Source organism: Mucilaginibacter gotjawali, assembly GCF_002355435.1.
GTDB classification, from domain to species: Bacteria; Bacteroidota; Bacteroidia; order Sphingobacteriales; family Sphingobacteriaceae; genus Mucilaginibacter; species Mucilaginibacter gotjawali.
Window position 1 is genome coordinate 4,836,945 of the sequence record NZ_AP017313.1, and the last position, 20,380, is coordinate 4,857,324.

19 protein-coding genes are annotated in these 20,380 nt (G+C 43.6%); 10 read left to right on the forward strand and 9 right to left on the reverse strand.

Features of this window, described 5'->3' with window-relative positions:
* Positions 1 to 34 precede the first annotated feature (34 nt).
* From MgSA37_RS21300 to MgSA37_RS21315, 4 genes are all read left to right on the forward strand, one after another.
* Complete coding sequence (locus MgSA37_RS21300) at positions 35 to 319, forward strand: DUF4834 family protein (protein WP_096354822.1); 285 nt, start codon at positions 35 to 37, stop codon at positions 317 to 319.
* Positions 320 to 330: 11 nt separating this feature from the next.
* Complete coding sequence (locus MgSA37_RS21305) at positions 331 to 621, forward strand: hypothetical protein (protein ID WP_096354824.1); 291 nt, start codon at positions 331 to 333, stop codon at positions 619 to 621.
* An 89-nt stretch (positions 622 to 710) separates the two neighbouring features.
* Complete coding sequence (locus tag MgSA37_RS21310) at positions 711 to 3,233, forward strand: YfhO family protein (protein WP_096354826.1); 2,523 nt, start codon at positions 711 to 713, stop codon at positions 3,231 to 3,233.
* 134 nt (positions 3,234 to 3,367) lie between these two features.
* Complete coding sequence (locus MgSA37_RS21315; RefSeq protein ID WP_096354828.1) at positions 3,368 to 3,565, forward strand: DUF433 domain-containing protein; 198 nt, start codon at positions 3,368 to 3,370, stop codon at positions 3,563 to 3,565.
* A gap of 51 nt (positions 3,566 to 3,616) precedes the next feature.
* Here the strand turns inward: MgSA37_RS21315 and MgSA37_RS21320 are convergent, their stop codons facing one another.
* Both MgSA37_RS21320 and MgSA37_RS21325 read right to left on the reverse strand, forming a co-directional pair.
* A complete protein-coding gene (locus MgSA37_RS21320; RefSeq protein WP_096354830.1) occupies positions 3,617 to 4,375 on the reverse strand; it encodes a glycosyltransferase family 2 protein in 759 nt (252 codons plus the stop codon).
* Positions 4,372 to 5,640: a glycosyltransferase family 4 protein gene (locus MgSA37_RS21325; RefSeq protein ID WP_096354832.1), complete on the reverse strand. Its 1,269-nt coding sequence runs from the start codon at positions 5,638 to 5,640 to the stop codon at positions 4,372 to 4,374. Before MgSA37_RS21325 ends, MgSA37_RS21320 begins: the two co-directional genes overlap by 4 nt.
* Positions 5,641 to 5,932: 292 nt before the next feature.
* On the opposite strand from MgSA37_RS21325, the gene MgSA37_RS21330 reads away from it, so the two are divergent.
* From MgSA37_RS21330 to MgSA37_RS21345, 4 genes are all read left to right on the forward strand, one after another.
* Positions 5,933 to 6,439: a serine acetyltransferase gene (locus MgSA37_RS21330; protein WP_096354833.1), complete on the forward strand. Its 507-nt coding sequence runs from the start codon at positions 5,933 to 5,935 to the stop codon at positions 6,437 to 6,439.
* A gap of 272 nt (positions 6,440 to 6,711) precedes the next feature.
* The gene (locus MgSA37_RS21335; RefSeq protein WP_096354835.1) at positions 6,712 to 7,464 is read left to right on the forward strand and encodes a class I SAM-dependent methyltransferase; all 753 of its coding nucleotides are present in this window, start codon (positions 6,712 to 6,714) and stop codon (positions 7,462 to 7,464) included.
* A gap of 4 nt (positions 7,465 to 7,468) precedes the next feature.
* Positions 7,469 to 7,714: a hypothetical protein gene (locus tag MgSA37_RS21340; protein WP_096354836.1), complete on the forward strand. Its 246-nt coding sequence runs from the start codon at positions 7,469 to 7,471 to the stop codon at positions 7,712 to 7,714.
* Between the two features lie 67 nt (positions 7,715 to 7,781).
* Positions 7,782 to 9,185 (forward strand): aminopeptidase P family protein, encoded by a 1,404-nt coding sequence (locus MgSA37_RS21345; protein WP_096354838.1) that lies wholly within the window; start codon positions 7,782 to 7,784, stop codon positions 9,183 to 9,185.
* Between the two features lie 31 nt (positions 9,186 to 9,216).
* Here the strand turns inward: MgSA37_RS21345 and MgSA37_RS21350 are convergent, their stop codons facing one another.
* The 4 genes from MgSA37_RS21350 to MgSA37_RS21365 all read right to left on the reverse strand — a co-directional run bounded on the left by MgSA37_RS21350 (position 9,217) and on the right by MgSA37_RS21365 (position 13,032).
* On the reverse strand, positions 9,217 to 10,134 hold the full coding sequence (locus MgSA37_RS21350) for a glycosyltransferase family protein (protein WP_096354839.1): 918 nt from the start codon (positions 10,132 to 10,134) through the stop codon (positions 9,217 to 9,219).
* 159 nt (positions 10,135 to 10,293) lie between these two features.
* A complete protein-coding gene (locus tag MgSA37_RS21355) occupies positions 10,294 to 11,067 on the reverse strand; it encodes a class I SAM-dependent methyltransferase (protein WP_221199400.1) in 774 nt (257 codons plus the stop codon).
* Position 11,068: 1 nt separating this feature from the next.
* Positions 11,069 to 11,719, reverse strand: coding sequence for a type 1 periplasmic-binding domain-containing protein (locus tag MgSA37_RS21360; RefSeq protein WP_096354841.1), 651 nt, complete (start codon positions 11,717 to 11,719; stop codon positions 11,069 to 11,071).
* Positions 11,716 to 13,032: a flippase gene (locus MgSA37_RS21365; protein ID WP_096354843.1), complete on the reverse strand. Its 1,317-nt coding sequence runs from the start codon at positions 13,030 to 13,032 to the stop codon at positions 11,716 to 11,718. The genes MgSA37_RS21360 and MgSA37_RS21365 overlap by 4 nt, the downstream gene beginning before the upstream one ends.
* 242 nt (positions 13,033 to 13,274) lie before the next feature.
* On the opposite strand from MgSA37_RS21365, the gene MgSA37_RS21370 reads away from it, so the two are divergent.
* Complete coding sequence (locus MgSA37_RS21370; protein WP_096354844.1) at positions 13,275 to 14,048, forward strand: MerR family transcriptional regulator; 774 nt, start codon at positions 13,275 to 13,277, stop codon at positions 14,046 to 14,048.
* A gap of 227 nt (positions 14,049 to 14,275) precedes the next feature.
* Here MgSA37_RS21370 and MgSA37_RS21375 read toward each other — a convergent pair whose 3' ends face one another.
* The 3 genes from MgSA37_RS21375 to MgSA37_RS21385 form a co-directional block, all read right to left on the reverse strand.
* A complete protein-coding gene (locus tag MgSA37_RS21375; RefSeq protein ID WP_096354846.1) occupies positions 14,276 to 15,301 on the reverse strand; it encodes a tectonin domain-containing protein in 1,026 nt (341 codons plus the stop codon).
* Positions 15,302 to 15,462: 161 nt separating this feature from the next.
* Positions 15,463 to 17,274, reverse strand: a complete 1,812-nt coding sequence (gene typA / locus MgSA37_RS21380; protein ID WP_096354847.1) for a translational GTPase TypA — start codon at positions 17,272 to 17,274, stop codon at positions 15,463 to 15,465.
* Between the two features lie 154 nt (positions 17,275 to 17,428).
* The gene (locus MgSA37_RS21385; protein WP_096354849.1) at positions 17,429 to 19,468 is read right to left on the reverse strand and encodes a sensor histidine kinase; all 2,040 of its coding nucleotides are present in this window, start codon (positions 19,466 to 19,468) and stop codon (positions 17,429 to 17,431) included.
* Between the two features lie 305 nt (positions 19,469 to 19,773).
* On the opposite strand from MgSA37_RS21385, the gene MgSA37_RS21395 reads away from it, so the two are divergent.
* Entirely contained in the window at positions 19,774 to 20,196 is a 423-nt protein-coding gene (locus tag MgSA37_RS21395) for a helix-turn-helix domain-containing protein (protein WP_096354853.1), read from the forward strand.
* Positions 20,197 to 20,380 lie beyond the last annotated feature (184 nt).

Here is a 20,380-nt window from a genome sequence, read left to right on the forward strand (position 1 = left end):
AGTATTATATTTGTACGCTTAATTTTTACCAGCTATGCCGGAATTACTTAGTTTCCTGATTACAGCCATCTTAATTTTATATATCCTACGCCTGCTTGCACGTATATTTTTGCCTATGCTTTTTCAAAAGGTGGTTAACAAAGCTCAACAGCAGCAACAACAAAACTACGGGCAGCAGTACAACCAGAACACAAACCAGCAAACCAGCCAAAATGCCGGCCCTGCAAAAATAAAGGTTGACTATGTACCGCCTCAATCAAAAAAAGGAAGCATACCCGATTCTGAAGGGGATTTTGTAGATTACGAAGAAATTAAATAAATACATTAGCAATGATACCGGAAGAGCTATTTAAAAGGCGCCCCAGGCATAACAACACGCCGGATTCAACGCTTCTTATCCTGACCAATTTTATCGTTATCGCCATTTCCACCGCTTTGTTTACTTCAAAAACAGAGATCTATACTTTTTTTTGGGTAGTGGTTGCCCTGCTGGCGCTTTATAATTTTTATACCATCCGCCGCAACCGCGAAGAGTTTGGCACCAAAGTGGTGCTTATTTCTTATATCGCGAGCACTGCATTGCTGGTGGGGTTATTTTTCCTGTTTAAGGGCCACTCCTGAGCCATAAAAATCAAAAAAAACTAATCATTCCTATTCTCAGGCAAATTTCTATTTTTGGGAGATTATATTATCTTCAATAAAAAACTGAAATGAATAACTGGTTTAAGCGCAATGGCACTCACTTTTTGATTGCTGCAATATTTTTAGTGATCTGCTTAGCTTATTTTACACCTGCTTTCCAGGGGAAAACCCTGGGCCAGGCTGACGTGCTCGGCGCTCAATCAACCCAAAAAGAAATTAACGATTACCGGGCAAAGGATACCACTATATTATGGACCAACCAGATTTTTGGCGGCATGCCCGCTTACCAGATCTGGGCTCCTTACTCCAGTAACGTCGCTTCATTTGTCATAAAAACCCTGATTGCGGCATTCCCTAACCCTATTTACGTTGTATTCCTGTTGCTGTTTGGCACCTACTTTTTATTCACCGTTTTAAAGCTAAATCCATGGCTTGCCGCCGCAGGCGCAGTCGCGTTTACATTTTCATCCTATAATATTATTTTGCTTACGGCCGGGCATTCCAACCAGGTGCTGGCGATAGCCTTTTTTGCCCCCATAATTGCCAGCGTTATTTTAACCCTGAGGGGGCGATATCTGCTGGGCGGTGCCCTTTCGGCTCTTTTTATCGCTTTAGAGCTAAAAGCCAACCACATCCAGATGACCTATTACCTGGTACTGGCGCTGGCTATTTTAATCGGAATAGAGTTGTACCACGCTATTAAAGCAAAAACAACACCGGCGTTTTTTAAATCTGTCGGGGTTATCGCTGCGGCAACTTTACTGGCCGTACTGGTTAACGCATCATTACTATGGAGCACCATGGAATACGCTGCCTATAGCTACCGCGGACCATCAAACTTGACCCAACATTCCAAAGAACCAAGCAATGGCCTGGCTAAAGATTATGCCTACCAATGGAGCCAGGGCGTTGGCGAATGTTTTACCTTTTTAATACCCAATGCCTACGGCGGTGCATCCGGCCCGTCGGAAGGAATTGATCAAAACTCGGCTACTGCGAAAGTTTTTATTGACAAAGGCGTTCCGGCTGACCAGGCGGTAAATTACGCGCAGCAAATGTCACAATTCCCTGGTTTAGGGATGTACTGGGGTAACAAACCCGGCACTGCTGGTCCCTTTTATTTTGGCGCCGTAATATGTTTCCTGTTTTTATTTGGTTTACTGATTGTAAAAAACCGGATAAAATGGTGGTTATTGGGCACGGTGCTGCTAACCATGCTGCTTTCATTTGGCAGTAACTGGCCTTATTTATCCGATTTGTTTTTTAACTACTTCCCGCTCTATAATAAATTCCGTGCGGTGGAGTCCATATTGGCGGTAGCAAGTATTTGCTTCCCGATAATGGCGCTGCTTGCGGTAAAAGAGATCACCGAAACAGTTGATAAAAAAGAGATCCTCAAAAAGCTTTATATCACAGCCGGTATTTTCGTCGCCCTGATCATCGTAGCTACTCTGTTTTTAAGTTTCAGATCGGCTGATGCACAAAGCGGCATCACCTATTTAACAAAAGCATTACGCGGCGACAGCGCTACGGCAACCAATATTGCCACTGCTATTGTTAGCGACCGGCAGGACCTGGAACATGCAGATGCCATCAGGTCTTTCATTTTTATAGCGCTTGCTTTTGGCCTGCTTTGGATCTTTATAAAAGACAAAGTGAATACAACCGTTTTTTCAGTTGCCTTGCTGGCATTGATATTGGTAGATATGTGGCCGATAGATAAACGTTATTTGAAAGAGGCTAATTTCCAGGAGAAACAGGATGCCAGCCAGGTGGTAAGGCCACGAGAAGTGGACCAGTTTATTGCCAGGGATCCTGACCCGGATTTCCGGGTATTTGACCTTACCGCTGAAATCAAAAACGACGAAATAAACCCGTTCTTCCATAAATCAATCAGCGGTTATTCAGCTGCACGCTTAAAAAGGTATGATGAGTTGATGGATAACCAGCTGACTACCAACCCGCCAAACCACGATGTTTTGGATATGCTGAATGCCAAATATTTCATCACCCAGGATACGGCCCACAACTCCAAAATGGTATCAAACGTTACTGCATGCGGACATGCCTGGTTTGTAAAATCCGTTAAGTTTGTTGACAATGCCGACAAAGAAATGCAGGCCATCAGCAGCTTTACACCAAAAGATGAAGCCATTGTTGACCAGCGTTACAAAACTGTGATCGATACCAAAAGTACAATAGGCGGCGATCCGAATGCTACCATCAAGTTAACCAATTACAATCCTGATCATTTAACCTACCAAACCGGCTCAACCGCCAACCAGGTAGCGGTATTCTCCGAGATCTATTATGATAAGGGCTGGAAAATGCTGATCGACGGTAAAGAAGCCCCTTATTTCCGTGCTGATTACCTGTTGCGTGCAGCGCAGATCCCGTTGGGAAACCACAAGGTTGAATTCATTTTCCATCCGGCATCATACTATACCGGCGAAAAATTATCACTTGCCGGATCAATTTTGCTGGTGCTTTTATTAGGCGGAGCGGTTTATACGGAGGCGAAGAAAAAGCCTGTGGCTGAAGCTGACGACAAGAAAAAGGCACCTGCCGACGATAAGAAAGCGAAAAAATAACTATTTGTCATTGCTGGAGCAGCAATCGCGAACTTTGCATCACCGCTATACAAAGTTTGCGATTGCTGCAGGCGTTTCATTTGTCCAATAAAGTTTGTTTTTCCTATGATTAAAGTTATTTGTAACTTTACGTTATGAATAATTATCTGGAAAGGATTACAATTGACACAAATATCTGCCACGGCAAAGCCTGCATCCGGCATATGCGCTGGCCTGTGGAAGTTATGATTGACTTGATTGCTTCAGGTATGTCGTTCGACGAAATTATTGCCGACCACCCGGAATTAGAAAAAGAAGATATTTTGGCTTCGTTAGCCTACGCAAAGAATTAGATTTGTCCTTTTACAACAATTCCAACCCTTACAACCTTTAACAACCAACCCTCAATCATTCGTCCTACTATTCCTCAGCCAGTACCAGCCCAGGTTAAACGCGATAACAAAGTGGTTTAAAACAGTAGGTATTAAGCCATAATAGCGTTGCATGATATCGAAGCGCTCCATTAAGCTTTGGCGGTGCTTGGCTTTTGACATCCCCCCTACCAGGTACCTGGCTACATATTGGTTTACATTAACGATCTTTTCTGCCTGCGATGCCGCCCGGATGATCCAATCGATGTCCCCGCTCAACTTATACTTCAGGTCGTAGGGCCCGGCCAGTGACCGGCGCACATAAATGGCCTGGTGACTGATACTCATCCCATACCGAAAACCCATCCAGGTAAACTTTTCAGGCGCTTTGTGCCGCCTTTGACCCAGGCTTTTACCTCCCGCATCTATCATTTCGGTTTCGCCATAATAAATATCCGCATCCGGCGCCGACTCAAAAACTTTTTGTACGGTATCCCTGGAATAAAACTCGTCGCCCGAATTCATAAAGATCACATAGTCGCCGGTAGCTGCGGCAAGGCCCTTGTTCATGGCATCATAGATGCCCTCATCCTTTTCGCTGAAGATCTTTGCCACCTGGTCCTTATACCGGTTGATGATTTTTAACGTACCATCGGTTGATTTGCCGTCAATAATGATGTATTCGATACGGGGATAGGTCTGGGTCAACACGGAAAGCATCGTCCGTTCAATATCGCGCTCGTTATTATAAACAACGGTGATAACTGATAATGTGGGCTTAAAAGCTTTCATTTTTTTACTATTGACCGGTAAACATCCATATATTTTGAGGCGACGATTTCATTGGTAAAATTTTCCATTACCTTTTTTCGTGCATTTGCCGATAGTTCGGCCTTTTTGTTTGAGGTTAAGATAAAATTGATCCCTGCGGCAAAATCAGCGGCAGATTTAAATTCGGCCAGGTAGCCATTTTGCTGATGATCCACCATATCCGGCAGTCCGCCGGTATTAAAAGCCACCACGGGTGTACCACAGGCCAGCGACTCCATCACGGTATTGGGCAGGTTATCTTCGATGGCCGGCGTTACATACACATCTGCCAGGTTATACAGCGCTGCCATATCCTCCTGCGAGGTAATTACATTCATTTCATATACTTTAAAAGGCAGCAGGCTGACATCAAATGATTTATTTTTGCCGAAAAGGACGATCTCAACAGTATCCGTATCGCTGTAATTATTTTTAAGATCATTCAGCGCCTCCACCAGGTAGGTGATGCCTTTGCGCCTGTCGAGGATATTAGCCGCGCCAAACAGGATGATTTTTGATTTTGGGTCGATATTCCATTTAAGCCTTGCTGCATTTTTATCCTGCGGCGAAAACAGTTCTGTATCTATCGGGTTGGGGATGGTTTCGATGCGAAAATCTTTTAACAATGAACTTGTGCGGGCAACATCAGCCAGCCAGTGGCTGCAGGTTACCAAAACCAGTTTTTTTGCCGGTTGAAACATATCCGATTTACGATTCCAGCCTTTGTGCGACAGATCATTTTTATGCGGGTCGCGCAGCATCCAGCAATTTCCGCATTGGTTCATAAAATGGAAACAATCGCCTGAATAATGGCAGCCACCGGTAAAGGCCCACATATCGTGCAGTGTCCACACCACCGGTTTGCCGGTTTCAAAAAGCTGTTTGATATTATGGGTCGACAGAAAACCTGAATTTGTCCAGTGCAGGTGCAATAGATCTGCACTTTGTATACCAGGTTCTTTTTTTATATCAGTACCAAATTCCGCAGTTGAAAAAGCAAACCTCACCTCGCGCGCCTTTGCCTCCAACCAGATAAAAGGCAAACGCTCATAAAAAAAACTAAATCGTGCTTTTAATTTTCCCGCTAAATTATCGCTGATGCTGTCAACACGCGGCTCACCGGTTTTCTTTTCCTGTACTAGCATATGCACATCAACCTGCTTTAATTCCAGCGCTTTCAGCAGGCGCATACAGGCTGCCGGGGCGCCACCGCCGGCATCAGAGGTGTTAATTAAAGTTACTTTCATTTGGCGGCGCTATTTTAGCGGCAATTATAACAATTCTAAAATGAAAACTTTACTTTTGGACGCGCCGTATTTAAATTTGAAAATACGGCTTTAGCATAACCGTCTGTAGAACGGTCATTTTAAATCAATTCCATGCCTTAGGTATGAAGGCCGCGTTCAGGGTAGCCCGCCAAATGGCGGGGCAATTTATTTGATTTGATTTTTCCTACAAACAGGTAGCCCCTACGGGGCAAATGAATTTGATTTGGCAACTAACAGCCGTAATTGTGAAATAAACAGACAGACCCGAAAAATGAACTTTTTTGCTTATTTATTCCAGGACTGGCGGGCAAACCGGCAAAACTTTAAGGCACAGTCGGTTTTGTTTTCTTTTCGGTTGCTGCAGGCTTTTAACCGCTATACCATCACCAAAATCATTTTTTACCCATACTTTATGCTTTACCGTTTTTGGGTAGAATGGATCCTGGGGATAGAACTGCCCCGCAAGCTAACCATAGGCAAAGGCTTGTCATTATATCACGGGCAGGCGCTTGTGGTCAATAAAAGCACCATCATCGGCGATAATTGCGTGTTACGAAACTCCACCACCATCGGTCACAAAAAACTGTCCGACGGTACGTTAAGCCGCAGCCCCCGTATAGGGAACAATGTAGATATTGGCGCCAACGTTTGTATTATTGGTGATATTACCATCGGGGATAATGTGATCATTGGTGCAGGGGCCGTTGTTACAAAAGATATACCTTCGGATTGTATTGCCGTCGGCAACCCGGCAAGGGTGTTGGAAAAGAAGAATTAATTAGCAAATAGTTTTCAAACTGTCCACTAATTAGGCTAAAGCCATCCCTATTTTTAACTTTATCCGTTGGCTAAAGCCAACGGCAATAAAAAAGTTGGATTAACGGCTTTATATTTTAATCATTGCCGTCCCATTTATGGGGCGGACTAATAAAAAAAGCGCTATTGGCTTTAGCCAAACTTCCGCGTTTCGGTTGTCAATTATTTCGGGGCGGCCTAATCAGGGAGAGAAATTCTGGCGGCTAATTGAGCATTTCGCATATTGAGTATTTAATGGAACAAAATTTAACTGACCGCGCTTTCTGGAAGTCCTTTTGGGAATCAAAGAACGACATCATCTTTTACCTGAAACCGGATTACCATTTCGGGGAGATCCTGGCCAAACTGATCAAAGAAAAGAATATCAAAACGGCAATTGAACTTGGCGGGTTTCCGGGCTATTATGCCACCTTTCTGAAAAAATATTACCAACTTGATACGACGCTTTTTGATTATTTTATCCACGAAGGAATAATCGACCAACTACTGGAAAAAAACGGGCTGAAACATGGCGATGTAAAGATCATCGAAGCCGATCTGTTTGCATACCAGCCCACCGTACAATACGATTTAGTGACCTCCTTTGGCCTGATAGAGCATTTTAACGATACCAGAGCGATCCTTGAAACCCACCTGCAGTTTTTAAAACCCGGCGGTGTGCTATTTGTCACCCTGCCAAATTTTAAAGCCGTAAATGGCTGGATACAGCGCAAATTTGATAAGGCTAATTACGATAAACATAACATCAACTGTATGGAGCCGAAACTGCTGGCAGATTATTGCCGGCAACTGGGACTTACTGAAGTGGAAAGTTACTACCATGGCAAATTCTCCGTTTGGCTGGAAAACCGTGCCGAGCAGGGCGGGATAGTTAAGGCATTGGTAAAATCTATATGGTTTGCTGGCAAGGTGTTTACTAAAATTGTGCCGGTGGAAAGTAAGGCTTTATCGCCATATATTGTATTGAAAGCAGTGAAACCTCTGTAAAACGATGAAAACGTCAAAAGTAATTCTGCTTAAAATACTTTCAGCATTATTAACGCTTGGCTTAATCTATTTTTTGTTTTCCAGCCTGTTTATTGAAGATATTACCACTTCGCTATTACCCGGCTGGCATACCACCATCACGCCTTTTGGAGGCGTTTTACAGGCAATTATCGTTCTGTTATTATTTTCAGGTATTGCGTTTTTGGTATATAAACTGATCTGGCGCGTACTGAGCAAATTTTGGTTATAAATTACACAGCGCTTTCAACGCAAGTTGCCTTGAGAGCTTGAAACAGATTTAGCATAAAGATTAAAAAATGAAACTCCACCTTTTTGAAGAACAGGTTTATATTGACCGCAGAAATATATTAAAGCAAAATATAGGGCAAGATGGCCTGATCCTGTTGCTGGGTAATGAAGACAGCAGCATGAACTATAAAGACAATTGCTACCCCTTCAGGCAGGACAGCAGTTTTTTGTATTATTTCGGACTGGATGTGCAGGGGCTTGCCGCCATTATTGATACCGATACGGGCGAGGAAGTAATTTTTGGGGACGAGCTGACCATCGATGATATCGTGTGGACAGGCACCCTGCCCACTGTAAAAGAAATGGCTTCACTGGTAGGCGTTCAGCAAACCAACCCGTACCAGCAGGTAGTTCGTTATATTCACAAAGCAATGGTAGCAGGCCGAAAGGTACATATCCTTCCGCCCTATCGACCCGAAAATAAAATTAAACTTGCTAACTGGTTCAATGTGAGCCTGGAGGACGTTGCCGATCATGTTTCGGTAAAACTCATCAAAGCGGTTATTGCCCAACGGCTGATCAAATCTCCGCTGGAAATTGAGCAAATGGAAAACGCTGTGTCCATCAGTGTGGATATGGAATTGGCCGTCATCAAACATACCCGTCCCGGCATCAAGGAATATGAGCTGGTGGCCAAAGCCGAAGAAGCAGCCATGGCTGCTAATGCACGATTGGGTTACCCTGCCATCATCACCACACACGGGCAAACCCTGCATACTCATTATTACGGCAACACGCTGGAAGAAGGCCGGATGGTGTTAAGCGATATCGGCGCCGAAAACGCCATGCACTATGGCGGCGACCTTACCCGCACCTTCCCTGTTGGGCGGAGTTTTACTACCCGGCAAAGGGAGTTGTATGAAGTGGTACTGAATTCAATGGACCATGCCATCGGCCTGTTAAAACCGGGCGTAAGGTATAAAGACATCCACCTGGCAGCCTGCCAGAAACTTGTTGAAGGGCTGACCCAGGTAAACCTGATGAAAGGCGATGCCGCAGAAGCCGTAGCCGCCGGCGCACATACCATGTTTTTTCAATGCGGATTGGGCCATATGCTGGGCATGGACACTCACGACATGGAAGACCTGGGCGAACCTTACGTGGGTTATACCGACACCCTGAAAAAGGAGACATCGATATTCGGCCTTAAATCATTGCGTTTGGGCCGCGAACTGGAAAAAGGTTTTGTACTTACGGTGGAACCGGGCATTTATATCATCCCAGAACTGATTGACCGCTGGGCAGCCGAAAAAAAGTATGCTGAATTTATCAACTACGATGTTTTAAACACCTACCGCGATTTTGGCGGCATCCGCATTGAGGATAACTTTTTGATCACCGAAACCGGGAGCCACCTGCTGGGTAAATATCTGCCTAAAACTTTAAAAGAGATAGAGGGGTTGAAAGGATAAAACTCTTTAAAGATTTGAACTGCCGGCCATTTTATTTTTTTGAAAGATATTTCACCTGCAACTGTTTCACAAAGCGGACCCCACGTTGCAAAAAATTGCCCTTCCTGTTTTTCAGGAAATTTTTGATGGCCTGGTAAGCCTGCTGATCTTCTTTTATTTCCGAAGGAAATTGGGTGACGGGTTTCTGTGTTATGCGTACATGATACATATCTTCCTTATTGGAATGCACACCCGTGCCGTCGTTGCCAATATTATTCACAAGGGAAATAGACGGATTAAGGGTAAGGCCGCCCTTTAAAAAAATGGAAGCATACCAGCGGATGGCCCATGAGTCATTTTTACCGGCTTTAAAACCTTGCAGTTGTTTCCAGAAATTCATGGTGCCCTCGATGGAAAAGCGGTCGGTTTTCTTTTTATCGAATTGATTTAACAACACATCCACATCAGGCTCAAAATCTTTCCAGGCGCGGGCCCATGTTGCCCAACCCCAGCTGGTTGCCGCTCTGAAAAAGAAAGTTTGGGGCAGAACTTTCGCTTTTAACTGGTACATATATGCGCCGATATGCATTACTTTTTCCTCTTTAGCATACCTGTCCAGTGCTTCATTAAAATACCGCAGCGTAAAGGGCGATGAAAGCAGGTCATCCTCAAAAACAATTACCTTATCATACTCATTCACCAGTTGGGTAACACCGCTGATGATGGACTCCGCCAGCCCCAGGTTTTCTTTTCTTTGGGTGATCTTTACTGATTTAAAGCCGGTAACCTCTTTTATGAGCTGGCGTACTTCATCAACCTTAGCTTTATCCGCATCGGTTTTTGGAGCATCCGAAAAAATAAACAGGCGCGACTCCTCTGCCAGTAAATTTTTCTGCAAATAACTGATAGTCCGCCGCGTATGTTCGGGGCGGTTATAAACAAATAAGGCTATCGGCGCAAGGTTTTGCATTGATTAAACACTAATTTTTTCGAATTGATGCGAATTTCACGAATTGCCTCACCCCGGCCCTCTCCAAAGGAGAGGGAGGAAAAAGCATCCCTTTTTTAAGTCCTCTCCTTTGGAGAGGATTTAGGTGAGGCGAACGGAATGCTTACACTCTCGTATTATCTAAAATATATTAACCTGCTGGTCGGCCTTTTTAACCAATACCGTATAGGCATTGGCTAACTTCTCATTCATTTTTTTTCCAAAAACTATTCCCAGCATATCCTTCAACGCGTATTCGGTGCTGATCTTGATATTCTTTACTAAACTTTTTGATTTTTTCTGGTTGATGTAAGTATTGAACCTGGTTACCTCGGGTTCAATTAACGATGTCAGGTCATCCTCAACTTCAAAACCTTCTGTTTGAAGCAGGTAGCGCAGCGAGGTCGGCGTATACACATTAATGTGCCCATAGGCCAGGAAATGCTTGATCCTTTTGTCAACCCCTACCCGGTAATCCAGCGGCACTTCAATAATGCAATGGCGCGCTACCCTTTTCAGTTCGCGCAACAGCATACGCTCATGCTCCACATGCTCTAAAACATGTGAAAGGATGATCAGGTCGAAACTATCCCTTTCAAACGGCAGGGTATAACCGTCAAATTCCTGTACTGATTTTACGCCTGCTATATTCCTTGCCAGGATATGCTCCACGCCGCTTTCCGAAATTTCCACCGCATGGTACTCTTCGGCAAAATTGGCATCGGCCAAAAACTTTAAGATGCTGCCGTCACCGGCGCCAACTTCCAGCACTTTTTTGAATATACGCCCCTTACTCACATCAATAATATGCTGTGCCTTGTATTTAGCGCCCAGCATGCGCCAGGCTTCGTCGTGCTTTTGGTAAAATTCGTCGTATGCGGTTTTAACGTTCCCGCTGATGATCTGTTCAGCCATATTATATATTTAGGCAGTTTTCGGGCCTGTAAAAAACTGATGTTGCTTTCCGGTAAAATAACCCGGGAGAAATACCGGTAAATGCCAGTTCCTTAAACCCTTTATTGGTTAAATAAGTAATGCCTTCTTTATAAAACTCCCGCTCCGAATCATCCAGCACGATCACCCCGTTTTCGGATACCGCCTTTACCGCCTGTTTGCAGCAGTTTACACGGTCGCGGCCATCAACTATGATAATGTCAAAGGTTTCTTCCAGTTTTAAGGGCATGCGGCAATAATCGCCGTCGCGCACCAGTTCACAAAATATCATTTCGGCATTTTCGGGTTTGGTATTGACGATTTTATCGAACCATTCCTTATCATGCTCCACCGAAACCACGATCCCGGCGTATTTGGCATAAAAATAGGTGGAATTGCCCGAGCCAAACTCAAATACGGTATGCTGGCGGTTTAATCTTCCTTTAATAAAATCAATAAAGGAATAAGTAACCCAGGGGATGGGGTTATTGTCCTGGTCAACCGGCGACTGGGTGTCAAATGCATTGAACCAGCCCACTTCATCCAGGTAACCTTTATCATTAAATGACAGCAATGTGCGCAGCCTTTTGGGGCTTGTAAATACTTTAAACAGTAAATTAAGTTTATTACTCATCGTTTAATGATCTTTTGAACCAGCGAAATTAAAAATAATGATTTAAACATCATCACTGCCTGGTCGTTAACTTTTGGAATAAATACGATAAAGAAAGTAGCGCAGGCGTAGGCAACCAGTGTAGCGATGGCCGCGCCCATCATTCCCATGTGCGGGATCAGGATTAAATTGAGCACAATATTTACGATAGCTCCAAAGCCGGTACGGATAAAGGTAAGTTTGTTAAAATTTTCGGCTATTAAATACTGGCTGCTGGCCGCCCCTAAAAATACAAACACCCCCGACCAGATATGTACGGCCAAAGTTGGCGCTGCATAAGCATATTCAGGCGTAAATAATTTATAGATCAATGGTGCTGTGAACGTTATTATAACGGCCACGGGCAAGCTGATATAAACCATCAGGTCGTACAAATGCTGGATGCGTTTTTTATAACGTGCGGCGTCATCCCGCTTAGCATTCAAAATGGCCGGGAACAGGGAGGTGACGATCACAGCAGGAATAAAGTTCCAGGCCTCGCTTAAATTGGCCACAGTTGCATAGGCCCCGGCTTCTTTAACGCTGTACATATTTTGCAGCATGATCTGGTCTATCTTCATATAAAGAGCAACCATTATACCCGAGATAATGAGTGGCCATGAATAATGGAGCAGTTTTTTGGATAGCTTAAAATTGAACGACCAGTTAAATACGCTTCTTTGTTTTCGCTGGTAGGTGAAATAATAACCAATAGAGATCAGCATAAAATCAAATGTATAAGCATACACAAACCAGATGAGCGGCATTTTATTAAATATCAACAATAGCTTTACAGCAGCCGATACCAGGTTGCCCGCTATCTGCACCTGCATAATATATTTGGACTGCACCTGCGACTGGAAGTAGGCATCAATTACCGTGAAGGCCTGTATGATACCTATAAATGAAAAGATAAATACATAACTATACGGTGTTTTGTTGGCAGGATAAATCACATAGGCGAGGTAAATTAACGGGATGCAACAAAATCCGGCGAATACTTTCATCCAGAAAGATGTGCCCAGGATCTGGTCGCGGTTATCAGGAAACTGGTGTAATTCTTTAACAATAAACTGGTCGAGGCCTAGCGTGGCAATGGCCGAAAAAAAGTAAATATAAACAGTACCACCGGCTAAAATGCCATTAAATTGCCTGCCCAGGTATCGCGCCAGTATAATGGTAACGATCATTTTTATGGCCAGGCTCCCCACGCGGCCCACAAACAGCATTCCTGTATTTTTAAAATACTTTTCAAATGCCTGCTGGTCAAAACCTGGGATGTTAGGGAAACGCATATTTGTGCAAAGGTATAATTTAGTTGATTAAGTTGAGTGGTTGATTTGGTGAGTAGTTTTTTTAGTCCGAATGTCGGAAAAGTCCGAAAGTCCGAGAGAAACTGCAATAGCCTAATCAACTTAGTCAACCTAATCAACCACTCATTACCTAATCAACCCCTCACAAAAAAAAATCAAAAAACACTTGACTCTTACCTTACGTCATAGCATACCTTTGGTTTCGGGTAACAAATGCAAAGGAAATGAAAGTAAATTATGCCGTAAAACAATTAGCCAAATTAGCCGGGGTAAGTGTGCGCACGCTTCATCTTTACGACCAGATTGGGCTGTTGAAACCATCCGTCCGGACTGCGTCCCGGTATCGCCAGTATGGCGAAACGGAATTGCTGCGGCTGCAACAGATCTTGTTTTATAAAGAACTTGACTTCCCGTTAAAGGAGATCATTCGCATCCTGGATGACCCGGATTTCGACCTGGTGAGGGCGCTTGAAGGCCACAAAGCTGCCCTGCAGGCAAGAAGGAAACGTTTGGATACCTTACTTGAAACCGTTAACAAAACTGTTAATCATTTAAAAAACAAAACCATGAGCAATTACGAAGAATTATATGAAGGCATGCCGCATGAACAAGCGGCGGCCTGGCGAAAGGAAGCCATAGAAAAATGGGGCGAAGACACCGTGATACGGTCGGAGAAAGCCCTGCTCGAAATACCGAAACTTGACATTGAAAGACTGAAGGCAGATCAGAAAGCGATAAAGACGGCACTTAAAGGGCTGGCCGGGGAGAATCCTGAAAGCGACGCCGTGCAGGAGCAAATCGCCAGGCATTATGCAAATATCCGCAGCTTTTGGGGGGTGTCTGACCCCACCGACCTAAAGATAGCAACTTATAAAGGTTTAGCGGAATTGTATGTATCGGATGAGCGCTATACGGCTGAAGATGGAAAGCCTGACCCGGCTTTTGCCACGTTTATGCGAAATGCTATGATTTACTTTGCTGATAATACATTAATGTGAGCGGCTACCCAATTCACGAAGGGTAGCCACTGACGTGGCAATTATCCTTGTTTTTTGATTTCTACAAAGCGGTAGCCCCCATGGGGCATACTTTAATGATGTCCAATTCTTATATGAACCCACATTAAACTAAAGTGGTGAATAGTAAGGGAATGAATCTATTTAAAACTCAAAAGCAAACCTGTGTGCAGGTTTGCTTTTGAAATGATATGATAACCAGTTAACGATTAATTTTTCAACTCAAATATCGAATTCGACTTATCAACCCACCATGGTAAACCAGATGGTGAAACTGCTATACTTACACCAGAAGCACCGGTTACAGGCGCCCAGCTGTTATTAGTGAATTTATAGATTGGCGAATTGGCATTTGTTGAGTCTTTCCCGGTTACATAAACGGATCCATCGGCCCCAATGCCTATGTCATTTGCTGCAATACCGGGTACCGGGTTCCATAAAAGGCCACCGGTATTTTCATATACGATGTTTGACTTATTTACCACCCATGGAATACCCTGTGGCGATACAGCAATACGTACACCGGCACATTGAGGCATTACGTCCCAATCGGAGCCGTTCCATTTCAAAATATTAAAACCTCCTGTAGGCGAAACGGTAGTTGTTCCGATGATAAATACTGATCCATCGGCGCCAATACCTATATCTGTTGCGGTACCCGGCAATTGATCCCAAAGCGAGCCATTGTACCTGAAGATGAGGTGCGATTTATTTACGGCCCAGGGTACACCCTGCGGCGAAACGGCAATACGAATGGCTGCGCACTCAGGCATTTTAACCAGGTTACCGCTAACAAGTTTTGAGATGCTGTAACCGCCCGTTGGCGAAACACTGTCTTTACCGACAACAAATACCGACCCATCTGCACCAATGCCAATATCGGTGCCGAAGCCAGGGATTTGTGTAATATTTCCGTTGATTGGTGCAGTAACCAGTACCACACAGGTTGCTGTTACTGTTCTGTCCGAATTATTTACGGTAATGACTGACTGACCAGCCTTTTTACCGGTGATCATCCCTGCTGCAGATACCGTAGCTATGGTAGTATCGGATGAACTCCAGGCAAGCTGGTTGCTGCTGTAATTTTTTGAAACCAGCTGTTTAGTTTCGCCTGTGGTTAGTCTTAAGGTGTCAAGCGTTAACGAAATAGACTTATCAGGGTTTACGGTTAAGGTTTTTACGCAAGCGCTGCAGATCCATATCAGGGACACAGCGATCAATATTAATTTTTTCATTATAAGGATTTAGTTATGTGGTGCAAAATAATAAATTATCGTCACATTATTAAGCAAAAAAGCACCCTGAATTTACAGGATGCTTTGTATTTTAATATTTTGATTGACTTTTTGACAAATTGAGCAGCAAACTTAATCAACCACTCAACCAAATCAACCAATTACTGATTCACAAACTTCTTGGCGTTGATCTTGCGCTCGTTCTCGTTAAGGAAGATCTTACGCATACGGATGCTTTGCGGGGTTACCTCGATGTATTCATCAGCCTGGATATACTCCATTGATTCTTCCAATGAAAATTTGATCGCCGGCGCAATACGCACGTTGGTATCGCTGCCTGATGCGCGCATGTTGGTTAACTGCTTGCCTTTGGTAAGGTTGATCACCAAATCGTTATCGCGGATGTGTTCGCCCAAAACCTGGCCTTCGTAAATATCAACCCCGGGGTCAACGTGAAAACGACCACGGTCCTGCAATTTATCAATGGCGAAAGCGGTAGTTTTACCGGTATCCATTGATACCAACACACCGTTTGAACGGCCGGGGATAGTACCTTTCCAGGGTTCGTATGATTTAAAGCGGTGGGCCATAATCGCCTCGCCACCGGTTGCAGTTAATACGTTGTTACGCAAACCGATAATACCGCGGGCAGGAATTTCAAACTCCAAATGCTGCAGGTCGCCTTTTGGCTCCATCACTAAAAGGTCGCCTTTGCGCTGGGTTACCAGCTCAATTACCTTACCGGCAACTTCTCCGGGTACATCAACAATCAGGGTTTCCACCGGCTCGCATTTAACACCATCAATTTCTTTGATGATAACCTGTGGCTGGCCAACCTGCAATTCGTAACCTTCGCGGCGCATGGTCTCAATCAATACCGATAAGTGAAGGATGCCACGGCCATATACTAAATAGGAATCCGGCGATTCGGTTTCAACAACCTTAAGGGCCAGGTTTTTTTCCATTTCCTTATATAAACGGTCGCGCAGGTGGCGTGAAGTAACAAACTTGCCTTCTTTACCAAAAAACGGTGAAGTGTTGATGGTGAACAGCATGTTCATGGTAGGCTCGTCGATATGGATAACTTCCAGTTGTTCCGGTTTATCAAAATCGGCAATGGTATCACCAATGTCAAAACCGTCGATACCTACCACGGCACAAATATCGCCTGATTTTACTTCAGTGGTCTTTACTTTACCAAGGCCTTCGAAAGTATATAATTCTTTTATTCTTGATTTCTGTATTGTACCGTCGCGTTTAACCAGCGATACCGGCATATTTTCGCGGATAACACCACGGGCCACACGGCCGATAGCGATACGGCCAACGAACGAAGAATAATCCAGCGAAGTGATTTGCATCTGCAAGGTGCCTTCAGACTCAGGAGCCGGAGGGATATTTGCCAGGATAGCATCCATCAGCGGGAATATATTCTCAGTAGGCACTTTCCAGTCGGTGCTCATCCAGCCTTGTTTTGACGAACCGTAGATCACCGGGAAATCCAGTTGCTCTTCTGTTGCTTCCAGGTTAAAAAACAGTTCGAAGATCTGTTCGTAAACTTCTTCCGGACGGCAGTTTTCTTTATCTACCTTATTTACTACCACAATTGGTTTTAAGCCTAAAGCCAAAGCCTTTTGTGTTACAAACCGGGTTTGGGGCATAGCGCCTTCAAAGGCATCGCACAGCAGCAATACGCCGTCGGCCATTTTCAATACCCGTTCCACCTCGCCGCCAAAGTCGGCGTGACCAGGAGTATCAATGATGTTGATTTTAACATCCTTATACATTACCGAAACGTTTTTTGAAACGATGGTAATACCCCTTTCGCGTTCCAGGTCATTATTATCCAGTATCAATTCACCTGTTTGTTCGTTATCCCTGAAGATGGAACAAGCGTGTAAGATCTTATCAACGAGGGTAGTTTTACCGTGGTCAACGTGTGCAATGATTGCTATATTTCTTATTTTTTGCATTTAAATGCGCCTCTAAATTTGGCGCAAAGGTACGCTTATTTAGTGAAAATTTCAAGCAATGGCAAGTTATTAGTAAAATAATGATGTTGGGTTAACAATCAACGCCCTGCGCCTTTTAAACTTACTTATTTAAATCATGACAATCAGTCAAGGCTTATTCCTCGTTCCTGTTAAACTTAACTTTAAAAATAGTTCCTTTATCCACTTCGCTTTCGGCAGATATTTCGCCGCCCATGGTTTCAACCTGGGTTTTGGTTAAAAACAGGCCAAGGCCCTTGGCTTCGGAATGGCGGTGAAAGGTTTGACGAAGGCCAAACAGGTTTTTGCTATGCCGGGCAAGATCAATACCGAGGCCGTTATCCTGCACACTGAGCATTAACTCGCCATTAATATTATCGCTGGTAATGGTTATCCGGGGCGCCCGTTCCGGCGATTTATATTTAAGCGCATTCGATACCAGGTTCAACATAATGCTTTCCAGGTAAATTTTGGGGTAAACAATATCCTGCGCTTTTGTAAAATCGACGTTTATAATCGCATGTGTTTCCTTTATCTGGCCGATCAAAGTTTCTTTAACGGAGTTAAATGTTTTTTCGAAACTGAGTATTTCACGCTCTTTGGCAATATCTTCCTGTATTTTCAGTGTTTCTAAAAGTTCGTCGAGCGTGCTATTCAAATGGCCGATTACGGTGTCAAAATTCCCCCAAAGTTCTTCTTTCTCCAGTTCAGTAGTGCTTTCTTTATAAAAGTGCACCAGTAAATTCAGATTGCTTACGGGAGCTCGCAGGTTGTGCGAAATAATATGCGCAAAGCTTAGTAATTGTTTGTTCTGGCCGGTTAATTTATCTGCTAATATTTCGAGATCCTTTTTGGTTTCCTGCAGGTTATTTTCAGTGATCTTGCGCTCTGTTATATCATAAACAAAAGACATCAGGTATTTGTCGTTCCCGTCGTCCAATACTTCAGCCGAAAGTATACAGTGCTTGATATCGCCATTTTTGCCTTTCAATATGGTATCCTCATTCTTTATAGAACCATGATCAACCATTCTGTCGGCGAAGTACTGGCGATAGTCTGCAGTGATAATCGACAGATCAGCCGCCGAATGCCCGATAATCTCCTCCCGTTTAAACTCCAGCATCTCCAGCAGCGCAGGATTTACATCTTCATACTCACCATTATCTGTGCGGGCTATCGCTATACAAATAGGACTTGCGTTGAATATGGTTAAGAACCGGGCATTGCTTCGCTTTAGGTCGTTTGTCCTTTGTAGTATTATTTTCTCCAGGTTTTTATTCAGCAGACGGGTTTCGTTTTCGGCTTCGGTACGTTTTAAATCCAAAAAATTCATTTCCTTAACCGTGCTCCTCGTCAAAAAAAGCCCGGTTATTAAAAATGAAGCGGTCGTAATAATCACGCCAAATTCAGTGCTGATATATTCAGCGCGCTCCAATTCAATACTGATATACGCCAATACAAGCAAGGCGATGATCATCCCCGGAAAAAACTTCCTGGCTATAATGTTGCCTATGCCGGCCCCCATATACAAGCCGGTAAAGCCTAAATCGTCATTAATCAACGAAGCAACTATAGAAAACAACAAGAAAGCGATAGCCGTATTTAAGGCCATGGTTGAAAAAAAGCTGAATTTAAGGGCGTACGGTACGCTAAACAAATAGCCTATCAGCGATATAAATGCAATTAGCGTTATGGCATGTAAAAAATACTGCGCTATGTTTCTATAGAAAATGCCCTTAGCTCCCACATTCCATAGGCCTATTGCCAGCAGAATAAAACACAGGGCCGTTGAAGGCGAAATGCGACCCGGAAAAAGATGCCCGGGGACAATCAGGTTGTGGTCGGTAATAAACAGTTGGTCGATCCCGGCCGAATAATGAAAAATATCCTGCGAAAATGAAACAAGTGCGACGGCTCCAAAGCAGAACAGCAGCAGCCGCATCAAACTTTTCGAAAATGAATCATTATACCGTGTAAGCAATAAAAACGACAGTCCCGAAATAATAAAACACAAGGATGTATTAAATTTCATGGTGACATATGCAGAGAAAACACTTTTTAAAACCCCTACGTTTAACAGCCAGCCTATTAATGCTGCAATTCCTAAACTGATTACAAAAAAGCCTGTGGATGCAAAAAGAACTGATCGCTTACGATTTTGATGAATGACTATCATGCTTGGCAAATTATTGGGTCCGGCTATAAATAAAAACTAACAGATAACATAGGCAAGATACCTGCAAACCCGAATTGTAAATCAATGTAATTAATTGACCTGTAAACCGATAAGATGGTATAGTAACTACATAATAAATGATTAAATGTTTGCTTACAAATAAAATTGCCTGATTTAAACCAACAAGCAGCACAAACTGCTCCATGCAGGCCAAATTGCGACCGGTTTGCGGCCATAAACAGGTTGCAATTTAACTTAAAGCCATATTTTGCAGATTCAGTAACTTAGTGCTCATAAAACACCGCATGACCCGCAAAGCATTTCCCAAAATTTACCTTTACCGCAGGATAGTTTATGCCAAACTATTTATTGATAACCATTATGACGAAAAAATCGACCTGGACAATATTGCGGATGCAGCCTTCTTTTCGAGGTTCCATTTTATCCGGCTTTTTCATGCTGTGTACAAAAAAACGCCGCACCAGCACCTATCATTTGTCAGAATTGAGAAAGCAAAGCTGCTTTTAACGTCGGGTTTAAGTGTTTCGCAGGTCTGTTACGCTGTTGGCTTCGAAAGTGCAAGTTCGTTCGCCGGCCTTTTTAAACGGCTGACGGGGCAAAACCCTTCAGTTTATCAAAAAGACCAGCATAAAAGATTGACCGATATCGCCAAAACACCCCTGAAATATATTCCTAATTGTTTTGCGGAGAAGAAGGGCTGGCGTTAGTTGATTGGATTTGAAAGCCATTGGGTGGGGTCATTGGGTCAAAAAAGCCATCGGTTATCGCGGAAAGTTACCGGCTTAATAACTGAGGGCCGGCATAGTTTGGTCGTAAACTAACTGAATCAAACAAATCTAACTTAGTCAACCAATCAACTTCCCATAAAAATCGCAATTTTCGAGAAGTTTC

What these genes read in the sequence shown, in the direction of transcription:
- MgSA37_RS21300 (WP_096354822.1), top strand. Translation starts at nt 35, where the DNA reads ATGCCGGAATTACTTAGTTTCCTGATTACAGCCATCTTAATTTTATAT.
- MgSA37_RS21305 (WP_096354824.1), top strand. Translation starts at nt 331, where the DNA reads ATGATACCGGAAGAGCTATTTAAAAGGCGCCCCAGGCATAACAACACG.
- MgSA37_RS21310 (WP_096354826.1), top strand. Translation starts at nt 711, where the DNA reads ATGAATAACTGGTTTAAGCGCAATGGCACTCACTTTTTGATTGCTGCA.
- MgSA37_RS21315 (WP_096354828.1), top strand. Translation starts at nt 3,368, where the DNA reads ATGAATAATTATCTGGAAAGGATTACAATTGACACAAATATCTGCCAC.
- MgSA37_RS21320 (WP_096354830.1), bottom strand. Translation starts at nt 4,375, where the DNA reads ATGAAAGCTTTTAAGCCCACATTATCAGTTATCACCGTTGTTTATAAT.
- MgSA37_RS21325 (WP_096354832.1), bottom strand. Translation starts at nt 5,640, where the DNA reads ATGAAAGTAACTTTAATTAACACCTCTGATGCCGGCGGTGGCGCCCCG.
- MgSA37_RS21330 (WP_096354833.1), top strand. Translation starts at nt 5,933, where the DNA reads ATGAACTTTTTTGCTTATTTATTCCAGGACTGGCGGGCAAACCGGCAA.
- MgSA37_RS21335 (WP_096354835.1), top strand. Translation starts at nt 6,712, where the DNA reads ATGGAACAAAATTTAACTGACCGCGCTTTCTGGAAGTCCTTTTGGGAA.
- MgSA37_RS21340 (WP_096354836.1), top strand. Translation starts at nt 7,469, where the DNA reads ATGAAAACGTCAAAAGTAATTCTGCTTAAAATACTTTCAGCATTATTA.
- MgSA37_RS21345 (WP_096354838.1), top strand. Translation starts at nt 7,782, where the DNA reads ATGAAACTCCACCTTTTTGAAGAACAGGTTTATATTGACCGCAGAAAT.
- MgSA37_RS21350 (WP_096354839.1), bottom strand. Translation starts at nt 10,134, where the DNA reads ATGCAAAACCTTGCGCCGATAGCCTTATTTGTTTATAACCGCCCCGAA.
- MgSA37_RS21355 (WP_221199400.1), bottom strand. Translation starts at nt 11,067, where the DNA reads ATGGCTGAACAGATCATCAGCGGGAACGTTAAAACCGCATACGACGAA.
- MgSA37_RS21360 (WP_096354841.1), bottom strand. Translation starts at nt 11,719, where the DNA reads ATGAGTAATAAACTTAATTTACTGTTTAAAGTATTTACAAGCCCCAAA.
- MgSA37_RS21365 (WP_096354843.1), bottom strand. Translation starts at nt 13,032, where the DNA reads ATGCGTTTCCCTAACATCCCAGGTTTTGACCAGCAGGCATTTGAAAAG.
- MgSA37_RS21370 (WP_096354844.1), top strand. Translation starts at nt 13,275, where the DNA reads ATGAAAGTAAATTATGCCGTAAAACAATTAGCCAAATTAGCCGGGGTA.
- MgSA37_RS21375 (WP_096354846.1), bottom strand. Translation starts at nt 15,301, where the DNA reads ATGAAAAAATTAATATTGATCGCTGTGTCCCTGATATGGATCTGCAGC.
- typA (WP_096354847.1), bottom strand. Translation starts at nt 17,274, where the DNA reads ATGCAAAAAATAAGAAATATAGCAATCATTGCACACGTTGACCACGGT.
- MgSA37_RS21385 (WP_096354849.1), bottom strand. Translation starts at nt 19,468, where the DNA reads ATGATAGTCATTCATCAAAATCGTAAGCGATCAGTTCTTTTTGCATCC.
- MgSA37_RS21395 (WP_096354853.1), top strand. Translation starts at nt 19,774, where the DNA reads ATGACCCGCAAAGCATTTCCCAAAATTTACCTTTACCGCAGGATAGTT.